The sequence below is a fragment of the Methylibium sp. Pch-M genome, assembly GCF_004136295.1.
GTDB classification, from domain to species: domain Bacteria; phylum Pseudomonadota; class Gammaproteobacteria; order Burkholderiales; family Burkholderiaceae_C; genus Methylibium; species Methylibium petroleiphilum.
On record NZ_CP029606.1, the window covers coordinates 2,756,921 to 2,773,224 of the forward strand.

At 68.3% G+C, this 16,304-nt stretch carries 17 protein-coding genes, 1 tRNA gene and 1 pseudogene; 13 read left to right on the plus strand and 6 right to left on the minus strand.

Annotation, left to right across the window (positions count from 1 at the left end; translation table 11 throughout):
* Nucleotides 1–2: 2 nt before the first annotated feature.
* Nucleotides 3–416 carry a large conductance mechanosensitive channel protein MscL gene (mscL, locus tag C1M51_RS13380; RefSeq protein ID WP_011828448.1) on the minus strand — a complete coding sequence of 138 codons (414 nt, stop codon included), beginning with the start codon at nucleotides 414–416 and terminating at the stop codon, nucleotides 3–5.
* A gap of 207 nt (nucleotides 417–623) precedes the next feature.
* On the opposite strand from mscL, the gene petA reads away from it, so the two are divergent.
* The 7 genes from petA (at nucleotide 624) to C1M51_RS13415 (ending at nucleotide 5,616) form a co-directional block, all read left to right on the plus strand.
* On the plus strand, nucleotides 624–1,223 hold the full coding sequence (petA, locus tag C1M51_RS13385; protein WP_011828449.1) for a ubiquinol-cytochrome c reductase iron-sulfur subunit: 600 nt from the start codon (nucleotides 624–626) through the stop codon (nucleotides 1,221–1,223).
* Nucleotides 1,224–1,239: 16 nt separating this feature from the next.
* Nucleotides 1,240–2,640 (plus strand): cytochrome bc complex cytochrome b subunit, encoded by a 1,401-nt coding sequence (locus tag C1M51_RS13390; RefSeq protein ID WP_129450481.1) that lies wholly within the window; start codon nucleotides 1,240–1,242, stop codon nucleotides 2,638–2,640.
* 20 nt (nucleotides 2,641–2,660) lie between these two features.
* Entirely contained in the window at nucleotides 2,661–3,428 is a 768-nt protein-coding gene (locus tag C1M51_RS13395; RefSeq protein WP_129450483.1) for a cytochrome c1, read from the plus strand.
* Between the two features lie 127 nt (nucleotides 3,429–3,555).
* Complete coding sequence (locus C1M51_RS13400) at nucleotides 3,556–4,170, plus strand: glutathione S-transferase N-terminal domain-containing protein (RefSeq protein ID WP_011828452.1); 615 nt, start codon at nucleotides 3,556–3,558, stop codon at nucleotides 4,168–4,170.
* 26 nt (nucleotides 4,171–4,196) lie between these two features.
* Nucleotides 4,197–4,733: a ClpXP protease specificity-enhancing factor gene (locus C1M51_RS13405; protein WP_129450485.1), complete on the plus strand. Its 537-nt coding sequence runs from the start codon at nucleotides 4,197–4,199 to the stop codon at nucleotides 4,731–4,733.
* 70 nt (nucleotides 4,734–4,803) lie between these two features.
* Nucleotides 4,804–4,879: transfer RNA gene (locus tag C1M51_RS13410), tRNA-Thr, on the plus strand.
* A gap of 95 nt (nucleotides 4,880–4,974) precedes the next feature.
* A complete protein-coding gene (locus tag C1M51_RS13415; protein ID WP_129450486.1) occupies nucleotides 4,975–5,616 on the plus strand; it encodes a hypothetical protein in 642 nt (213 codons plus the stop codon).
* Between the two features lie 163 nt (nucleotides 5,617–5,779).
* Here C1M51_RS13415 and styC read toward each other — a convergent pair whose 3' ends face one another.
* The gene (styC, locus tag C1M51_RS13420) at nucleotides 5,780–6,265 is read right to left on the minus strand and encodes a styrene-oxide isomerase StyC (protein WP_129450488.1); all 486 of its coding nucleotides are present in this window, start codon (nucleotides 6,263–6,265) and stop codon (nucleotides 5,780–5,782) included.
* Between the two features lie 155 nt (nucleotides 6,266–6,420).
* Here styC and C1M51_RS13425 point away from each other — a divergent pair, with 155 nt between their 5' ends.
* A complete protein-coding gene (locus tag C1M51_RS13425) occupies nucleotides 6,421–6,738 on the plus strand; it encodes a muconolactone Delta-isomerase family protein (protein WP_165349692.1) in 318 nt (105 codons plus the stop codon).
* 7 nt (nucleotides 6,739–6,745) lie between these two features.
* On the opposite strand, the gene C1M51_RS13430 is transcribed toward C1M51_RS13425, so the two are convergent.
* The 3 genes and pseudogenes from C1M51_RS13430 to C1M51_RS13440 all read right to left on the minus strand — a co-directional run bounded on the left by C1M51_RS13430 (nucleotide 6,746) and on the right by C1M51_RS13440 (nucleotide 11,427).
* Complete coding sequence (locus tag C1M51_RS13430; RefSeq protein WP_129450491.1) at nucleotides 6,746–7,678, minus strand: DmsC/YnfH family molybdoenzyme membrane anchor subunit; 933 nt, start codon at nucleotides 7,676–7,678, stop codon at nucleotides 6,746–6,748.
* Nucleotides 7,679–7,691: 13 nt separating this feature from the next.
* On the minus strand, nucleotides 7,692–8,486 hold the full coding sequence (locus tag C1M51_RS13435) for a 4Fe-4S dicluster domain-containing protein (protein WP_242499690.1): 795 nt from the start codon (nucleotides 8,484–8,486) through the stop codon (nucleotides 7,692–7,694).
* Nucleotides 8,483–11,427: pseudogene (locus C1M51_RS13440) on the minus strand (molybdopterin-dependent oxidoreductase). The gene C1M51_RS13435 and the pseudogene C1M51_RS13440 overlap by 4 nt, the downstream one beginning before the upstream one ends.
* 82 nt (nucleotides 11,428–11,509) lie before the next feature.
* Between C1M51_RS13440 and C1M51_RS13445 the strand changes: the two are divergent.
* Nucleotides 11,510–12,490 carry a LysR family transcriptional regulator gene (locus tag C1M51_RS13445; RefSeq protein ID WP_129450495.1) on the plus strand — a complete coding sequence of 327 codons (981 nt, stop codon included), beginning with the start codon at nucleotides 11,510–11,512 and terminating at the stop codon, nucleotides 12,488–12,490.
* Between the two features lie 14 nt (nucleotides 12,491–12,504).
* Here the strand turns inward: C1M51_RS13445 and C1M51_RS13450 are convergent, their stop codons facing one another.
* Nucleotides 12,505–13,071, minus strand: a complete 567-nt coding sequence (locus tag C1M51_RS13450) for a cysteine dioxygenase (protein ID WP_129450497.1) — start codon at nucleotides 13,069–13,071, stop codon at nucleotides 12,505–12,507.
* Between the two features lie 123 nt (nucleotides 13,072–13,194).
* Between C1M51_RS13450 and C1M51_RS13455 the strand changes: the two genes are divergently transcribed.
* From C1M51_RS13455 to C1M51_RS13470, 4 genes are all read left to right on the plus strand, one after another.
* Nucleotides 13,195–13,494, plus strand: coding sequence for a YciI family protein (locus tag C1M51_RS13455; protein WP_129450498.1), 300 nt, complete (start codon nucleotides 13,195–13,197; stop codon nucleotides 13,492–13,494).
* A gap of 78 nt (nucleotides 13,495–13,572) precedes the next feature.
* Nucleotides 13,573–13,863, plus strand: coding sequence for a cupin domain-containing protein (locus C1M51_RS13460; RefSeq protein ID WP_129450500.1), 291 nt, complete (start codon nucleotides 13,573–13,575; stop codon nucleotides 13,861–13,863).
* Between the two features lie 37 nt (nucleotides 13,864–13,900).
* A complete protein-coding gene (locus C1M51_RS13465) occupies nucleotides 13,901–14,197 on the plus strand; it encodes a DUF4212 domain-containing protein (protein ID WP_129450502.1) in 297 nt (98 codons plus the stop codon).
* The gene (locus tag C1M51_RS13470) at nucleotides 14,190–16,289 is read left to right on the plus strand and encodes a sodium:solute symporter family protein (RefSeq protein WP_129450504.1); all 2,100 of its coding nucleotides are present in this window, start codon (nucleotides 14,190–14,192) and stop codon (nucleotides 16,287–16,289) included. Before C1M51_RS13465 ends, C1M51_RS13470 begins: the two co-directional genes overlap by 8 nt.
* Nucleotides 16,290–16,304 lie beyond the last annotated feature (15 nt).

Genomic DNA, 16,304 nt, shown 5'->3' on the forward strand with positions numbered 1-16,304 from the left:
GGTCACTTCTTCAGGGCATCGCGGATCTCGCGCAACAGCACGATGTCCTCGGCGGGGGGCGCAGGCGGGGCGGCCGGTTCGTCCTTCTTCAGTCGGTTGATCTGCTTGATCATCAGGAAAATGATGAAGGCGAGGATCGCGAAGTTCAGCGCCACCGTGATGAAGTTGCCATAGGCGAAGACCGCGCCGGCCTTCTTGGCCTCCGCGAGCGGCAGTCCGGCGGCCTGCCCCGCCAGTCCGACGTAGTAATTCGAGAAGTCGAGGCCGCCGAACAGCTTGCTGACGATCGGCATGATCAGGTCGCCGACGATCGAGTCGACGATCTTGCCGAAGGCACCTCCGATGATCACGCCGACCGCCAGGTCGATCACGTTGCCCTTGACGGCAAACTCCTTGAACTCGCTGAAGAACGACATGCACAGCCTCCTGAAGGTAGTAATGATGGTCGTCCGGGGTGTCCGGCGCCTGTCGTGAGCGAGTATTCCCGAGGTTTGCGGCAAGTCAAGCCGAGCTGGCGCACGGCTTGCTGGAATCTTCGGTGCCGATCCGGCCTCGGAACGGTGCGGTCTGTCGATTAGAATCGATGGTTGTTCAAGAATCAAAGCGCTAGCCCAAGGAATTCCATGAGTGAGCAGCAAGTCGATCACAGCAAGCGGACCTGGCTGATCGCCTCGTCCTGCGCCGGCGCCGTCGGCGGCATCGCGACCGCGGTGCCCTTCGTCTCCACCTTCCAGCCGTCGGAGCGCGCCCGCGCCGCCGGAGCGGCGGTGGAGGCCGACATCAGCGCCCTCAAGCCGGGCGAGAAGATGACGGTCGAGTGGCGCGGCAAGCCGGTCTGGATCCTGCGCCGCACGCCGGAGCAGCTGGAGTCGCTGAAGAAGACCGACGCGCTGGTGGCCGACCCGAAGTCCGAGCGCAAGCCGGCCGAGGTCACGCCGATGGAGACCACCCGCAACGAGTGGCGCTCGATCAAGCCGGAGATCCTGGTCGTCGTCGGCATCTGCTCGCATCTGGGCTGTTCACCGTCGGATCGCCTGGTGGCCGGTCCGCAACCCTCGCTGCCGGACGACTGGCAGGGCGGTTTCCTCTGCCCCTGCCACGGCTCGACCTTCGACATGGCCGGGCGGGTGTTCAAGAACAAGCCGGCGCCGGACAACCTCGAGGTGCCCCCCTACACCTTCCTGACCGACAGCAAGCTGCTGATCGGCGAGGCCAAGGCCTGAGCAGCACGAGGACACCATGGCCGAATTCAAGACCGCCCCTGCCGACGCGCCCGTGGCGCAGAAGCTGATGACCTGGGTCGACAACCGCTTCCCGGCGACCAAGCTCTACAAAGAGCATCTTTCCGAGTACTACGCGCCGAAGAACTTCAACTTCTGGTACTTCTTCGGTTCGCTGGCGATGCTGGTGCTGGTGATCCAGATCGTCACCGGCATCTTCCTGGTGATGAACTACAAGCCCGACGCCGGCCTGGCCTTCGCGTCGGTCGAGTACATCATGCGCGACGTGCCCTGGGGCTGGCTGGTGCGCTACATGCACTCCACCGGTGCCTCGGCCTTCTTCGTCGTGGTCTACCTGCACATGTTCCGCGGCCTCATGTACGGCAGCTACCGCAAGCCGCGCGAGCTGGTGTGGATCTTCGGCTGCGCGATCTTCCTGTGCCTGATGGCCGAGGCCTTCATGGGCTACCTGCTGCCCTGGGGCCAGATGTCGTACTGGGGCGCCCAGGTGATCGTCAACCTGTTCGCCGCCGTGCCCTTCGTCGGCCCGGACCTGGCGCTGCTGATCCGCGGCGACTACGTGGTGAGCGACGCCACGCTGAACCGCTTCTTTAGCTTCCACGTCATCGCGGTGCCGCTGGTGCTGCTGGGCCTGGTGGCCGCGCACATCATCGCGCTGCACGAGGTCGGCTCGAACAACCCCGACGGTGTGGAGATCAAGCAGAAGAAGTGGCCGAACGGCACGCCGATGGACGGCATCCCCTTCCATCCGTACTACACGGTGCACGACATCCTGGGCGTCAGCGTGTTCCTGATGATCTTCAGCGCGATCATCTTCTTCGCGCCCGAGTTCGGCGGCTACTTCCTCGAGTACAACAACTTCATCCCGGCCGACCCCCTGAAGACCCCGGCGCACATCGCCCCGGTGTGGTACTTCACGCCCTACTACTCGATGCTGCGCGCGACCACCGACTTCATGGTCAATGTGCTCGCGGTGCTGATCGCCGCCGGCGCGGTGCTGGCGGTGCTCAAGGGCAAGTTCGGCGGCGGCGCGAAGATCGCCGTGCTGGTCGGCGCGCTTGTCGCGATCGCGTTGCTGAAGACCTTCGACGCCAAGTTCTGGGGCGTGGTCGTGATGGGCGGTGCGGTCGTGATCCTGTTCTTCCTGCCCTGGCTGGACCACAGCCCGGTCAAGTCGATCCGCTACCGCCCGGACTGGCACAAGTACGTCTACGGCCTGTTCGTGCTGTTCTTCTTCGTCCTCGGCTACCTGGGCATCCAGGCGCCTACCGACATCGGCACGCTGGTGTCGCAGATCGGCACGCTGTTCTACTTCGGCTTCTTCCTGCTGATGCCGTGGTGGAGCCAGCTCGGCACGTTCAAGCCGGTGCCCGATCGCGTGACCTTCGCCGCCCACTGAGCCTGCAGGAGCCCGAGAACATGAAGAAGCTGATCGCCCTGCTGCTGGCCGCATGTGCCTTCGCCGGCACGGCCCGCGCGTCCGAAGGCGGCATCGCCTGGGACAAGTTTCCCCAGAACAAGATGACCGACGTGGCGTCGCTGCAGCATGGCGCCAAGCTGTTCGTCAACTACTGCCTCAACTGCCACTCGGCCGCCTACATGCGCTACAACCGGCTGCAGGAGATCGGCCTGAGCGAAGCGCAGATCAAGGGCAACCTGCTGTTCGCGACCGACAAGGTCGGCGAGACGATGAAGGTCGCGCTCGATCCCAAGCACGCCAAGGAATGGTTCGGCGGCGTGCCGCCCGACCTGACGGTGATCGCGCGTTCGCGCGCCGGCGCGGGCGGATCGGGTGCCGACTACCTGTACACCTACCTGCGCAGCTACTACCGCGACGACACCAAGGCGACCGGCTGGAACAACATGGCCTTCCCGAGCGTCGGCATGCCGCACGTGCTGTGGGAACTGCAGGGGCAGCGGACCGCGAAGTTCGTCGAGGAAGCCGATCCGCACGACGCCAGCAAGAAGCTGCACCGCTTCGCCGGCTACGAGCAGCTCACCCCCGGTACGCTGAGCCCGCTGGCCTACGACGACGCCGTCGGCGACCTGGTGGCCTACCTGCAGTGGATGGGTGAGCCGGCGCAGAACCAGCGCAAGCGACTCGGCGTGTGGGTGCTGCTGTTCCTCGGCGTGTTCACCATCATCGCCTGGCGGCTGAATGCGGCCTACTGGAAAGATGTGAAGTAAGTGACCCGCAGGCCGGGGCGCAGCAGGCGCCCGTCGGTCTGTGACGGCGTGAGCGGAGCGGGATGCATGCATCCGCTCCGCTTGCGTTTTTTCTGATGGCCCCCGAAGAACCTAGGAGCCCGCCGCCATGATGGTGCTTTACTCCGGAACGACCGACCCCTACTCGCACCGCTGCCGTTTCGTGCTGTTCGAGAAGGGCATGGATTTCGAGATCCGCGACGTCGACCTGTTCGCGAAACCCGAAGACATCGCGCTGATGAACCCGTACAACGAGGTGCCCATCCTCGTCGAACGCGACCTCATCCTGTACGAGTCGCACATCATCAACGAGTACATCGACGAGCGCTTCCCGCACCCGCAGCTGATGCCGGGCGACCCGGTGGCCCGCGCGCGCGTGCGGCTGTTCCTGTTCAACTTCGAGAAGGAGCTGTTCGCGCACGTGAACCTGCTCGAAGGCCGCAGCGGCGTGAAGGCCACCGACAAGCAGCTCGAGAAGGCGCGCAGCCAGATCCGCGACCGCCTCACGCAGCTCGCGCCGATCTTCCTGAAGAACAAGTACATGCTCGGCGACGACTTCTCGATGCTCGACGTCGCGATCGCGCCGCTGCTGTGGCGCCTGGACTACTACGCGATCGACCTGTCGAAGAACGCGCTGCCGCTGCTGAAGTACGCCGAGCGCATCTTCTCGCGCCCCGCCTACATCGAGGCGCTGACGCCGTCCGAGAAGGTGATGCGCAAGTAGGTCGCGCGGCAGGCAGGAGCGCCACGATGACGATCCCCGTCACGCCGGACACGCAGGGCGCCTCGACGCGCCCCTACCTGATCCGTGCGCTGCACGACTGGTGCACCGACAACGGCTTCACGCCCTATCTCGCGGTGTACGTGGACGGCTCGGTGCAGGTGCCGGCCGAGTACGTCAAGAACAACGAGATCGTGCTGAACGCCAGCTTCGAGGCCACCAGCAGCCTGCAGCTCGGCAACGACGTCATCAGCTTCAAGGCGCGCTTCGGCGGCACCGCCCGCGAGATCGTCGTGCCGATCGATCACGTGATCGCCATCTATGCGCGCGAGAACGGGCAGGGCATGGCTTTTCCCGCGCCGCCGGTCGGCGCGGAGCCGCTGCCCGCCGAGGGCAGCAGCAGTGCCGCAGAGGCCGGGGCTGCGCCCCGCGGCCTCCGGCTGGCCGAGACGCCGTCCGCAGATCCGTCGCCCGGGGATGAGGGCGCCCGCGCGGCCGACGAAGACGAGCCCACGCCGCCCGAGCCGCCCGGTAGCGGTCGCCCCTCGCTCAAGCGCGTCAAGTAAAAGTCGCGCCGCCCGCAGGCGGCGGCGCAGTGCGCGCCGCCCGGCACCCCTCCTACAATCTTCACGGCACGCCGGCTTAGCTCAGTTGGTAGAGCACCCGCCTTGTAAGCGGAAGGTCTTCGGTTCGATTCCGAAAGCCGGCACCATTTGAATCGATGTTCGCGTACAAGCGGCAAATTGTGTTTGTGCGATCTCGGGTTGAGCACTAGTCCTCAGCGGGCTAGGGAAGTATCGAGTCACGATGCGAACGAATGGCTCAAAGGCGACATTTTTCTGGCATCCACTCATCTTCGCGATGATGTGTATGTCCGTTGTCGTGGTCATTTTTTTTGTCGTGTACTTTGAGCGCACGAAGAATTTTCCAGACTCGGCGTGGGTTCAGGCAGGGGCGGCAGCAATCAGTCTATTCATTGTGATTGGTCTTGCGTTTTGGCAGGACCATCAACTTCGAGTGCGTGATTTCGACGAACGGAAAAGGATCGTGGATGCTGCGTTCGCACCAACGATTGCCTTGGCGGAAGTTTTGATCTACGAAGTTACTTGCGGGGCTATCTATCTTGAGGATCCCAGTGCAGCGCGTGAACGCTTTGGAGAAACCGGCCAACCGCCGGTGTTGGATGAGCTACTGAAAGACTTGAATAGTCAGTCAATTGGTGCGCTTGGTTCTATTGATGCATTCAGGGCTGCACTGTTAGTGCGCCAGAGCTGCTTGTCGATGGTCAGGTGGTATCAGGTTATCGCTGGCGAATTCATGGCCAGCAGAGCTCGAGGTGATGAGAACATGTACCCTGGCCGCGCAAGATTGGAGGCGCAGCAGGGCTGCACCGAAGCTCGTGGAGCGATTGACAAGCTAATAATTGAGCGCGACCGACTCGTTGTTTGAATCGGGGTATTGATCGGCCTGGATTTTTGCTGATCACCTATCTGACGCGAGGAGTTCGTTTGTGCTTTTGTGAGAGCCGTTGCGTCAATCGCGAATGAAATCCAAATGTGGTACGGATTGGGTTCATTTGGATTCCGAAAGTTGGCATCACGCGACCTCTCTCTCACGCAGCGGAACCTCCGGACCGCACGCCCTCCCAGCCGATGATCGCGAGCACCACCACGGCGATCGCGCCGAACAGGTAGGCGGGCGCCAGCGCAATGACGCTGTAGACATTGCCCTCGCCGAAGACATTGGGGCCGAAGCTCAGGCCGCGGTTCGGCGACAGGTTGCTGAAGAAGTAGAAGACGACGTTGGCCCAGCCGTCCGCGACCACCAGCCAGCCCAGCCACACGGCCTTCCGCTCGGGGAAGTTCAGTGCCGGCAGCACCAGCGCCACCGCGATGACCATCAGGCCGTTCAGGGCCGGCCCGCCGTGCGCACGGCGCCAGCCCTCGGCCGACCCCGGCAGCTTGAACTGGACGATGTGGCCCGGCACGATCTCGAAGCCGCCGACCAGGAACATCCAGAGGCCGACCCCGCCGAGCAGCGTGGCCAGGATCATCAGCACGCCGTGCCCGAACCATTGCTTCTGCACCGAACTCAGCATCGTCGCCTCCCGGGGTGTGGTCGCGGTGTCTCCGCGCGGCGATGGTGCCAGGGAGCGGGGGCGCTTGTCGACGGGCGCGCTGGCAGGGTAATCCGCGGGCACGGGCAGGCGGCGACGCCCCTAAAGTGGCCGCTTCATCGTTCCGGAGGAGACCCATGCAAGTGCTGCTTCACGCCCATCTACGCAAGCCCGACCGCATGTCGAACCAGGAGTTCTTCGGCGCCTGGAAGCAGGAGTCCGCGGCGGTGGCGGCCGGCGTCGCGGCCGGCGTGATCCACAAGGTCTGGAAGGTGCCGGGGCGCTACGAGGTGGTGGCGATCGTGGAGGTGGAGTCGGTCGAGCAGATCGACGCGCTGACGCACAGCCTGCCGCTGTTCAAGCTCGGCTACGACTTCATGTGCGACTTCCAGTGGACGCTGCTCGGTTCCTACGAGGAGTGGTCGCAGCGCCTGGAAGGGCTGGCCGCCGGGTAGCCGCGGCTCACGACACCTGCTGGTAATACAGGTTCTGCGGGTGGCGGGCCTGGGCGAAGAAGAACCAGCGCTCGGCCACCAGCCCCGGCGCCTGCACCCCCAGCGCCAGCCACCACACGACAGCCGGGCCGCCGAGCAGGCCCCAGGCCAGCAGCAGCGACGGCAGCGCGAAGCCGAGCACCAGGAAGGCGAGCTTGGTCTGTCGCATCGCGGCCAGCCCCGCGCCATGGAAGAACTCGCGGGTGTTGAACGAGCCGGCCGACATGCCCATCGACTTCTGCACCAGCTGCGGCGCGCGGATGCCGGTGGCCGACTGCAGCGTCGACTTCGGCTTCAGCGCGGCATTGCGGCGCAGCGCCAGCGTGCGCGTGAACCAGGCGGCCAGTGTGGCGATCAGCGCCCAGGGCGCCACGGCGCGCAGCAGTGCGGCCTCGCCGTGGCCGGCCGCCAGCGCGCTGGCCAGCACCAGCCCCGACGACAGGCCGATCAGCGTGTAGTTCACCAGCGTCAGCGGGTGGGCCCACTCCTGGATGAAGCGCACGCAGGCGTAGATCATCGCCGTGCAGTACCAGAGCAAGGCCGCGCCGACCAGCGCCGCCACCGGCAGCAGCGTCGCCCACGGCGTGACGCCGCCCCATCGAAGCGCCAGCCACCACAGCGCCACGATGCCGATGAAGGCCGGCAGCACGATCACCTCGCGCGACATCCACGAGGTGCGCCACATCAGCGCCGCGCGCCAGGCCCGTTCGGGCCGGCCCAGGTGCAGGAAGGAGGCGCCCAGGCCGAGCAGCAGCAGCACGCCGGCCAGCAGCAGCGCCGCGCTCAGGAAGCCGATCGACGGCGCCGGGCCGAGCAGCACCGCCAGGGCGAGCGCCACCACCAGGCCCTGCGCGACGCCGGCCAGCGTGGTGAAGAAGACGATCGAGAACGCGGGGTGCATGCGGCGCTCCCGCTCAATGCGCCGTGCCGGCGGGGCCGGGCGCGCCGTCGGGTCGCGGCCCGGCCACCTCGGTGATGCGTCGCGGCAGGTACTGGTTGGCCGGCTGCGTTTCCCACTCCGGCATCAGCGCGTAGCCACCGCGTTCGCGGATCGCCCTGGACACATCGGAGTCCGGGTCCTTCACGTCACCGAACAGGCGCGCACCGGTCGGGCAGGCCATCACGCACGCCGGCCGGCGATCGGCCTTCGGCAACCGCTCGTCGTAGATGCGGTCGACGCACAGCGTGCACTTGGTCATCACCTGCCGTTCCTCGTCGAGCTCGCGTGCGCCGTAGGGGCAGGCCCAGGAGCAGTACTTGCATCCGATGCACTTGTCGTAGTCGACCAGCACGATGCCGTCCTCCTTGCGCTTGTAGCTCGCGCCGGTGGGGCACACCGGCACGCAGGGCGGGTCCTCGCAGTGCAGGCAGCTCTTGGGGAAGTGCACGGTGTCGGTGCCCGGGAAGACACCGGCCTCGTAGGTCTGCACGCGGTTGAAGAAGGTGCCGGTCGGGCTGGCCGCATAGGCGTTCTCGTCGGCCAGCGGACCGGCCGAGCCGGAGGTGTTCCACTGCTTGCAGGCGGTCACGCAGGCGTGGCAGCCGACGCAGACGTTGAGGTCGATCACCAGCGCCAGTTGCTTGGCCAGCGTCTCCGGTGGCTCGTCGCCGTCGCCGTGGCTGCGTCGTGCCGAAGGCGTGTCGCTCCGCCGGGCCGGGGCCTCGGCGACGAGCTCGGACTTCATCAGGTCTTTCAGCCACTGGATCATGATGTCTTGCGCCCCGCGAAATAGGTCAGCACCCGCGACGTCGTGCCGCGCACCCCGGGGGGGCCGGCGTGGCCTTCACCTGCGGGAAGGTCTCGGCGGGCTCCTCGGGCTCGGCGGGCCGGATGCGCACCCGCACGTCGTACCAGCCGGCCTGGCCGGTGATCGGATCGGAGTTGCTGACCGTTCCCGCAGCACCGTCCGGGCCGCGCAGCGGCAGTTCCTCGGAGATCAGGTGGTTGAGCAGGAAGCCCTTGCGCGACTCGTCGGCGCCGGGCGCGAGCTGCCAGGCGCCGTCGGCCTTGCCGATCGCGTTCCAGGTCCACACGGTGCCGGGCTCCACGGCCTCGCTGTAGCGCAGCATGCAGCGCACCTGGCCCCAGGGGCTCTCGACCCAGCACCAGCCGCCGTCGGCGATGCCCGCGGCCTGCGCGGTGAGCGGGTTGACCTGCAGGTAGTTGTGGCTGTGGATCTGGCGCAGCCAGGCATTCTGGGAATCCCAGGAGTGGTACATCGCCATCGGCCGCTGCGTGATCGCGTTCAGCGGGTAGGCGGCCTCGTCGGTGGCCGCGTACTCGAGCGGCGGGTACCAGAACGGCAGCGGATCGAAGTAGGTCGCGATGCGCTCGCGCAGGTGCTCGGGCGGCCGGCGGCCCGGGGTCTTGCCCTGCGCCGCGAGCCGGAAGCTCTGCAGCGTGTCGGAGTACAGCGCCAGCTGCACCGGGTCGTTGCGCTGGCGCCAGCCGTGCTCCTTGGCGAAGTCGAGGTAGCCGCGGTTCCAGTTGCGCATGTACTGCATGTCCTTGGGCAGGTGGTACTGGAAGACGCAGTTGTTCTTCTCGTACATCTCCCACTGCTTCGGATTGGGCGCGCCGCGCAGGTGCTTGTCGCCGTGCTCGCCGCGCCATCCCATCAGGAAGCCGATGCCGGGCTGCGGTTCGAACTTCACGACGAAGTCCGGGTAGCCGGTGAACTTGCGCCCGCCCTCGGCGGTGGTGAAGGCCGGGAACTTGAGCCGCGAGGCCAGTTCGATCAGCACCTCCTGGAACGGCTTGCACTGGCCGGTCGGCGGCAGCACCGGCACGCGCACCGAGTCGACCGGGCCGTCGAACTCCGAGATCGGCCGGTCGAGCATGCTCATCACGTCGTGGCGCTCGAGGTAGGTGGTGTCGGGCAGCACCAGGTCGGCGAACGCCACCATCTCGCTCTGGAAGGCGTCGCACACCACCAGGAAGGGGATCTTGAATTCGCCGTCCTCGGCCTTCGCATTGAGCATCTCGCGCACGGCCATGGTGTTCATGGTCGAGTTCCAGGCCATGTTGGCCATGAAGATCAGCAGCGTGTCGATGCGGTAGGGATCGCCCTTGGTGGCGTTGGTGATCACGTTGTGCATCAGGCCGTGCGCCGACAGCGGGTGCTCCCACGAGAACGCATGGTCGATGCGGATCGGTGAGCCGTCGGGGTTGATCGCCAGCTCGTCGGGGCTGGCCGGGAAACCCAGCGGCGCCGCGTTGAGCGGCGTGTTGGGCTGGATCATCTCCGGCGAGTTGAAAGCCCGGTAGTTGGGCACGATGTGGCGCGGGTAGGGCGCCTTGTGGCGAAAGCCGCCGGGCGCGTCGATCGTGCCCAGCACGCTCATCAGCACCGCCAGCGCACGCACCGTCTGGAAGCCGTTGGAGTGCGCCGCCAGGCCGCGCATCGCATGGAAGGCGACCGGCCGCGCGGCGGTGGTCGGGTGCTGCCTGCCCCAGGCGTCGGTCCAGGGAATCGGCAGCTCGAAGGCCTGCTGCAGCGCCGTCTCGCCCAGCTCGCGCGCCAGCTTGCGGATGCGCTCGGCGGGGATGCCGGTGATCTGCGACGCCCACTCCGGCGTGCAGGTGGCCACGCGCTCGCGCAGCAGCTCGAACGACGGCGCGACACGCGTGCCGTCGGCCAGCCGGTAATGACCTTCCAGCGCCGGCTCGCAGCCCTCGGCGATGCCCTCGGGGTAGGCCGCCTTCACGCTGCCGCTGGCGAGGTCCCACACCAGCTTGTTGTGCGGGTTGCGGCCGTCGCCCGGCGGGCCCGCTGCCGGATCGAAGGCGAACAGGCCCTCGCGCTCGCCGTCCTCCAGCACCACCAGCTGCGGCGCGTTGGTGTAGCGCTGCAGGAAGGGCCGGTCGATCAGATCGGAAGCGATCAGCTCGTGCAGCAGCGCCATGAACAGGGCACCGTCGGTGCCCGGCTTGATCGGGATCCACTCGTCGGCGATCGCCGAGTAGCCGGTGCGCACCGGGTTGATCGAGATGAAGCGTCCGCCCGCGCGCTTGAACTTGCTCAGCGCGATCTTCATCGGGTTGCTGTGGTGGTCCTCGGCGGTGCCGATCATCACGAACAGCCGCGCGTGGTCGAGGTCGGGGCCGCCGAATTCCCAGAACGAGCCGCCGATCGTGTAGATCATGCCGGCGGCCATGTTCACCGAGCAGAAGCCGCCGTGAGCCGCGTAGTTGGGCGTGCCGAACTGGCGCGCGAACAGGCCGGTGAGCGCCTGCATCTGGTCGCGGCCGGTGAACAGCGCGAACTTCTTCGGGTCGGTGGAGCGGATCTTCTGCAGCCGCTCGGTCAGCATCTCGAACGCGAGGTCCCAGCTGATGGGCTCGAACTCGCCGGCGCCGCGTTCGCTGCCCTTCTTGCGCAGCAGCGGCTGCGTGAGCCGTGCCGGCGAGACCTGCTTCATGATCCCCGACGAGCCCTTGGCGCAGATCACGCCCTGGTTGATCGGGTGTGCGGGGTTGCCGTCGATGTAGCGCACCTCCGGGCCGTTCTCGCCCTGTCGCAGGTGCACCCGGATGCCGCAGCGGCAGGCGCACATGTAGCAGGTGGTGCACTTGACCTCGGTGGGCGCGGCCGGCAGCGGCGGCGCGAGCGGGTCGTGGATCGGATCGCTGGAGAGGAACTTGAACACCGTCCGGTCCCGGGTTGGCTGAGGGCTGCGATCGATGGTAGTGACGTGAACTCAAAGGAAAAAGCGGAGAATATTGCTCACGATGATCGATAAATCAGATCAAAAGAAAAAGCGCCCGGCGCGCGCCGCCGTGGCGGTCGACGGCGCGCCGCCGCTGCTGTTGCCCGCGCGGCTGCGCCTGGGGCTGCGTCAGCTCGAGGTGTTCGTGGCCACCGCACGCGAGGGCAGCACGCGCGCCGCGGCCGACCGCGTGGCGCGCTCGCAGTCGGCGGCCAGCACCGCGCTGGCCGAGCTGGAGGCGGTGGTCGGCGTGCAGCTGTTCGACCGCGTGGGCCGCCGCGTGCTGCTCAACGAGAACGGCCGTGCGCTGCTGCCGCGGGCGCAGAGCCTGCTCGACGATGCCGCCGAGCTGGAGGGCCTGTTCAGCGGCGCGCATGCGGCGCCGCTACGCGTGGCCGCGAGCTTCACGATCGGCGAGTACCTGCTGCCCGAGCGCGTGTCGCGCTGGATGCTCACCCACCCGGCCAGTCCGGTGCAGCTGCGCATCGGCAACACCCGCGAGGTGGTGGAGGCGGTGGCGGCATTCGACGCCGACGTCGGCTTCATCGAGGGGCCGCAGACCCACCCCGACCTGGTCGTGCACCCGTGGCTGAGCGACGAGCTCGTGATCGTCGCCGCGCCCGAACACCCGCTCGCGGGGCGGGTGGCCACGCAGCGCCAGCTCGCCCAGGCCACCTGGGTGCTGCGCGAACAGGGCTCCGGGACGCGCCAGGTCGCCGATGCCTGGCTGGTGCAGTACCTGCCGCAGGTGAAGGTGGGCATCGAACTCGGCAGCACCGAGGCCATCAAGCATGTGGTGGCGGCCGGTGGCTGGCTCGGCTGCCTGTCTCGCCACGCGGTCGCGCAGTCGCTGGCCGACGGGCAGCTGGTGGCGCTGGACACGCGCCTGCCGCTGCCGACGCGCCGCCTGTCGATGGTGCTGCGCCGCGACAAGCGCCCCGGCCGCACCACCGCCGACTTCATCCGCCACTGCGGCGGCCAGGCCGGCACGGGCCGCCGCTGACGGCGGCCCGCGGCTCAGCCGCGCACCGGGCTGGAGTAGCCGGAGACGAAATCCTTGGCCGCGCCGCCTTCGGGCGGGAACACGTGGCGGCGGATCTTCCCGATGTTGCCGCCGTAGGCGTGGATGCTGATGGACACGCGGTCGTCGTGGCCGTTGCGCACGCGGTGCACGTCGCCGATGCGCGGCGACACGCAGGCCACGTCGCCCGGCTGCAGGTGCTCCTCGGGGCCGCTCGGCCGCGGCGTGCCGTCGTCGGCCAGCACGTAGGCCTGGGCGCGCTCGGCGCCGCGCAGCATGCCGATCACGCCCCACACCGTGTGGTCGTGGATCGGCGTCTGCTGGCCCGGGCCCCAGACGAAGCTCACCACCGAGTAGCGGTCCTGCGGGTCGGCATGCAGCAGGTACTGCTGGTAGTACTGCGGGTGCGGCTGGGCCATCGCGGGGTCGAGCCAGTCGTCGTGCGCCACCAGCGTGCGCATCAGCGCCTCGACGCGTGGCAGCAGCGCGGCTTCCGCGCCGGCGGTCTCGGTCCAGCAGGTGTCCAGATCCTGGACGAATCGGTCCAGCGGGCCGGTGCTCATGAGGGTCTCCTGTCGCAAGTGGGGGCTGAGGCGGCCGATCGCCGGCCGCAGCCTGCGGCGCATTGTGGCGCCGCGACGCCGCAGAATCGAGTCTTCCCTCACCCACGACCTTCCGGAGTCCGCATGCTCTTCGCCCTGCACATGATCGACAAGCCCGCCAGCCTCGAGCTGCGCCAGCGGCTGCGCCCGGCGCACCGGGCGCACCTCGATCTGATCGCCGACCGCCTGGCGATCGCCGGCCCGCTGCTCGACGAGGCCGGCGCGATGGCCGGGAGCCTGATCGTCGCCGAGTTCGCCGACCGCGCCGCGGTCGAGGACTGGCTGGCGAACGAGCCCTTCACGGTCGGCGGACTCTACGCGCGGGTCGACATCCGGCCGTTCCGCAACGTCTACCCGCAGCGCGCGGGGTTTGCCGAGGTCTGACGGGGTGTCGTCGCCCGCACAGCGCCGATTCGCCGCAGGCAGAATCCGCATCCACAGCAACCGACAGCGGGGTCACCTATGAGCGCCGTCACGTTCCCGGAATTCGAGGCCGCCGCGCGGGCGCGAGGGTACGACGAGGTGATCGAGCGCAGCTGGCAGCCGCTCGTCGAGCTGGACACGCATACGCATCCGTTCTCGGTCGAGGCCCTGGTGGTCCAGGGCGAGATGTGGCTGACGGTGGACACGCAGACCCGCCACCTGCGCCCCGGTGACCGCTTCGACCTGGCGCACGACGTGCCGCACGCCGAGCGCTATGGCAGCGAGGGCGCGACCTACTGGGTGGCCCGACGCCACGCCGCCGCGGCCTGAGCGGCGCTGCAGGCGCGCCGCGACGCAGGGGCAGGCCATGGAGGGACCGGCGGACCGCGAGCGCCCGAGGCAGGCGCGCCACGGGCGGCGCGTGCTGCGCCTGACGGCCGCGCTGGTGGCGCTGTGGGCCGGCGTCACCGTGTTCTTTCCCGGTCTGGCGCAGGTCCTGCCGGACAGCGTGGCCGGCTTTCCGCTCGGCTACTGGATCGTCGCCCAGGGCGCGCTGCTGGTCTACCTGGCCATCGTCGTGGGCTATGCCCTGACGATGGAACGGCTGGACGCGCGCTTCCACGCCGACGAGCCGGCGCCGCCTGGGGAGCGCGGGCTTGGCTGATCCGGCCCGCGGCTTCGAGCGCCGGCTGCACCGCATCTACGGCCTGTTCGCGCTGGGCGTGCTGGCCTTCGTCGCGCTGGTCGGCATGGTCGATCGCGGCGGCGGCCGGCACGGCTGGGTGGGCGCCACCTTCCTGATCGCGACGATCGGCGTCTATGCCGTCATCGGCCTGCTGTGCCGCACCACCGACGAGACCGAGTACTTCGTCGCCGGCCGGCGCGTGCCGGCGATGTACAACGGCATGGCCACCGCGGCCGACTGGATGTCGGCGGCCTCGTTCATCGGAACCGCCGGCGTGCTCTACCTGCAGGGCTTCGCCGGCCTCGCCTACATCCTCGGCTGGACCGGCGGCTATTGCCTGGTCGCGGTGCTGCTGGCCCCCTACCTGCGCCGTTTCGGGCAGTTCACCATTCCCGATTTCCTGGGCGCTCGCTACGGCGGTTCGCTGCCGCGCCTCGTCGGCGCGGCGGCCGCCGTGCTGGTGTCCTTCGTCTACCTGGTGGTGCAGATCTACGGCGTGGGCCTGGTCACCTCGCACCTGGCCGGCTTCAGCTTCGAGATCGGCGTGTTCGTCGGCCTCGGTGGTGTGCTGGTGTGCTCCTTCCTCGGCGGCATGCGGGCGGTCACCTGGACCCAGGTCGCGCAGTACATCGTGCTGATCGTGGCCTACCTGGTGCCGACGGTGTGGCTGTCGGTCAAGCAGACCGGCAACCCGGTCGCGCCGTTCGCCTACGGAGCGCAGTTGCAGCAGGTGAGCGAGCGCGAGCGCCAGCTCGTCGCCGACCCGCGCGAGCGCGAGGTGATGGCGCGCTATGCGCAGCGCGCCGCGCAGGCCGATGCCAAGCTCGGCGATGTGCGGGCCAGCATGGCGGAAGACGACCGCCTGCTGTCGGCGCAGATCGCGCAATTGCGCGCCGAGGCCGCGCCGCTGGCCCAGATCCAGCAACTGCGGCGGATGCAGGCCACGCTGCCGCGCAACGAGGAAGACGCTCGCGAGAGCTATGTGAAGGCACGCGACGAGGCCGCCGCCCGGGCCCGGCCGCTCGGCGGGCTGCCCCCTCATGCCGGGCCGGTGCGCACCGTCGCCGACGGCACGGATGGGCCGCCCGGCAGCGCCGATGCGACGGAGAGCTCGGCCCGGCGCAACTTCCTCGCGCTGGTGCTGTGCCTGATGGTCGGCACCGCCGCGATGCCGCACGTGCTGATGCGCTGCTACACCACGCCGTCGGTGCGTGCCGCGCGGCGCTCGGTGGGCTGGGCGCTGTTCTTCATCCTGCTGCTCTACCTGATGGCGCCCGCGCTCGCGGTGTTCGTGAAGCACGAGGTGCTGACGCACGTGGTGGGCCTGCCGTTCAGCGAGCTGCCGGGCTGGCTGCTGCGCTGGTCGCGGTTGAGCGGCTCGCTGGTGTCGGTGGAGGACGTCAACGGCGACGGACTGCTGCAGTTCGGCGAGCTCAAGTTGAGCAGCGACATGATCGTGCTGGCCGCCCCCGAGATCGGCGGGCTGCCGAGCGTCGTGACCTACCTCGTCGCGGCCGGCGGCCTGGCCGCGGCGCTGTCCACCGCCGACGGCCTGCTGCTCACGATCTCCAACTCGCTGTCGCGCGACGTGTACTACCAGTCGGTCAACCCGCAGATCAGCCCGGCGCGCCGCGTGCTGATGGCGAAGATGGTGGTGCTGCTGGTCGCGCTGCTGGCGGCCTATGTCGCGTCGCTGCACATCGCCCAGGTGGTGCCGCTGGTCGCGGCGGCGTTCTCGCTGGCGGCCGCGGCCTTCTTCCCGGCGCTGGCGCTGGGCATCTTCTGGCCGCGCGCCAACGGCATCGGCGCCTCGTCCGGCATGCTGGCCGGCCTGGGCCTGTGCGTGTACTACATGGCGGTCAACTTCGAGATGGGCCGTGCGCTGTTCGGGCTGGGCCCGCCCTCGGCCGCAACCCGCTGGTTCGACATCCATCCGGTCGCGGCGGCCGTGTTCGCGGTGCCGTTCGGGCTGGCGGTGGCGGTGGCCGTGAGCCTGCTGACGAAGCCGCCCGACGCCGAGCGGATGCGCTGGCTCAGGAACCTGCACACGCCCCAGCCCGGCGAGCGCTGAGACCGCGAGCGGCCC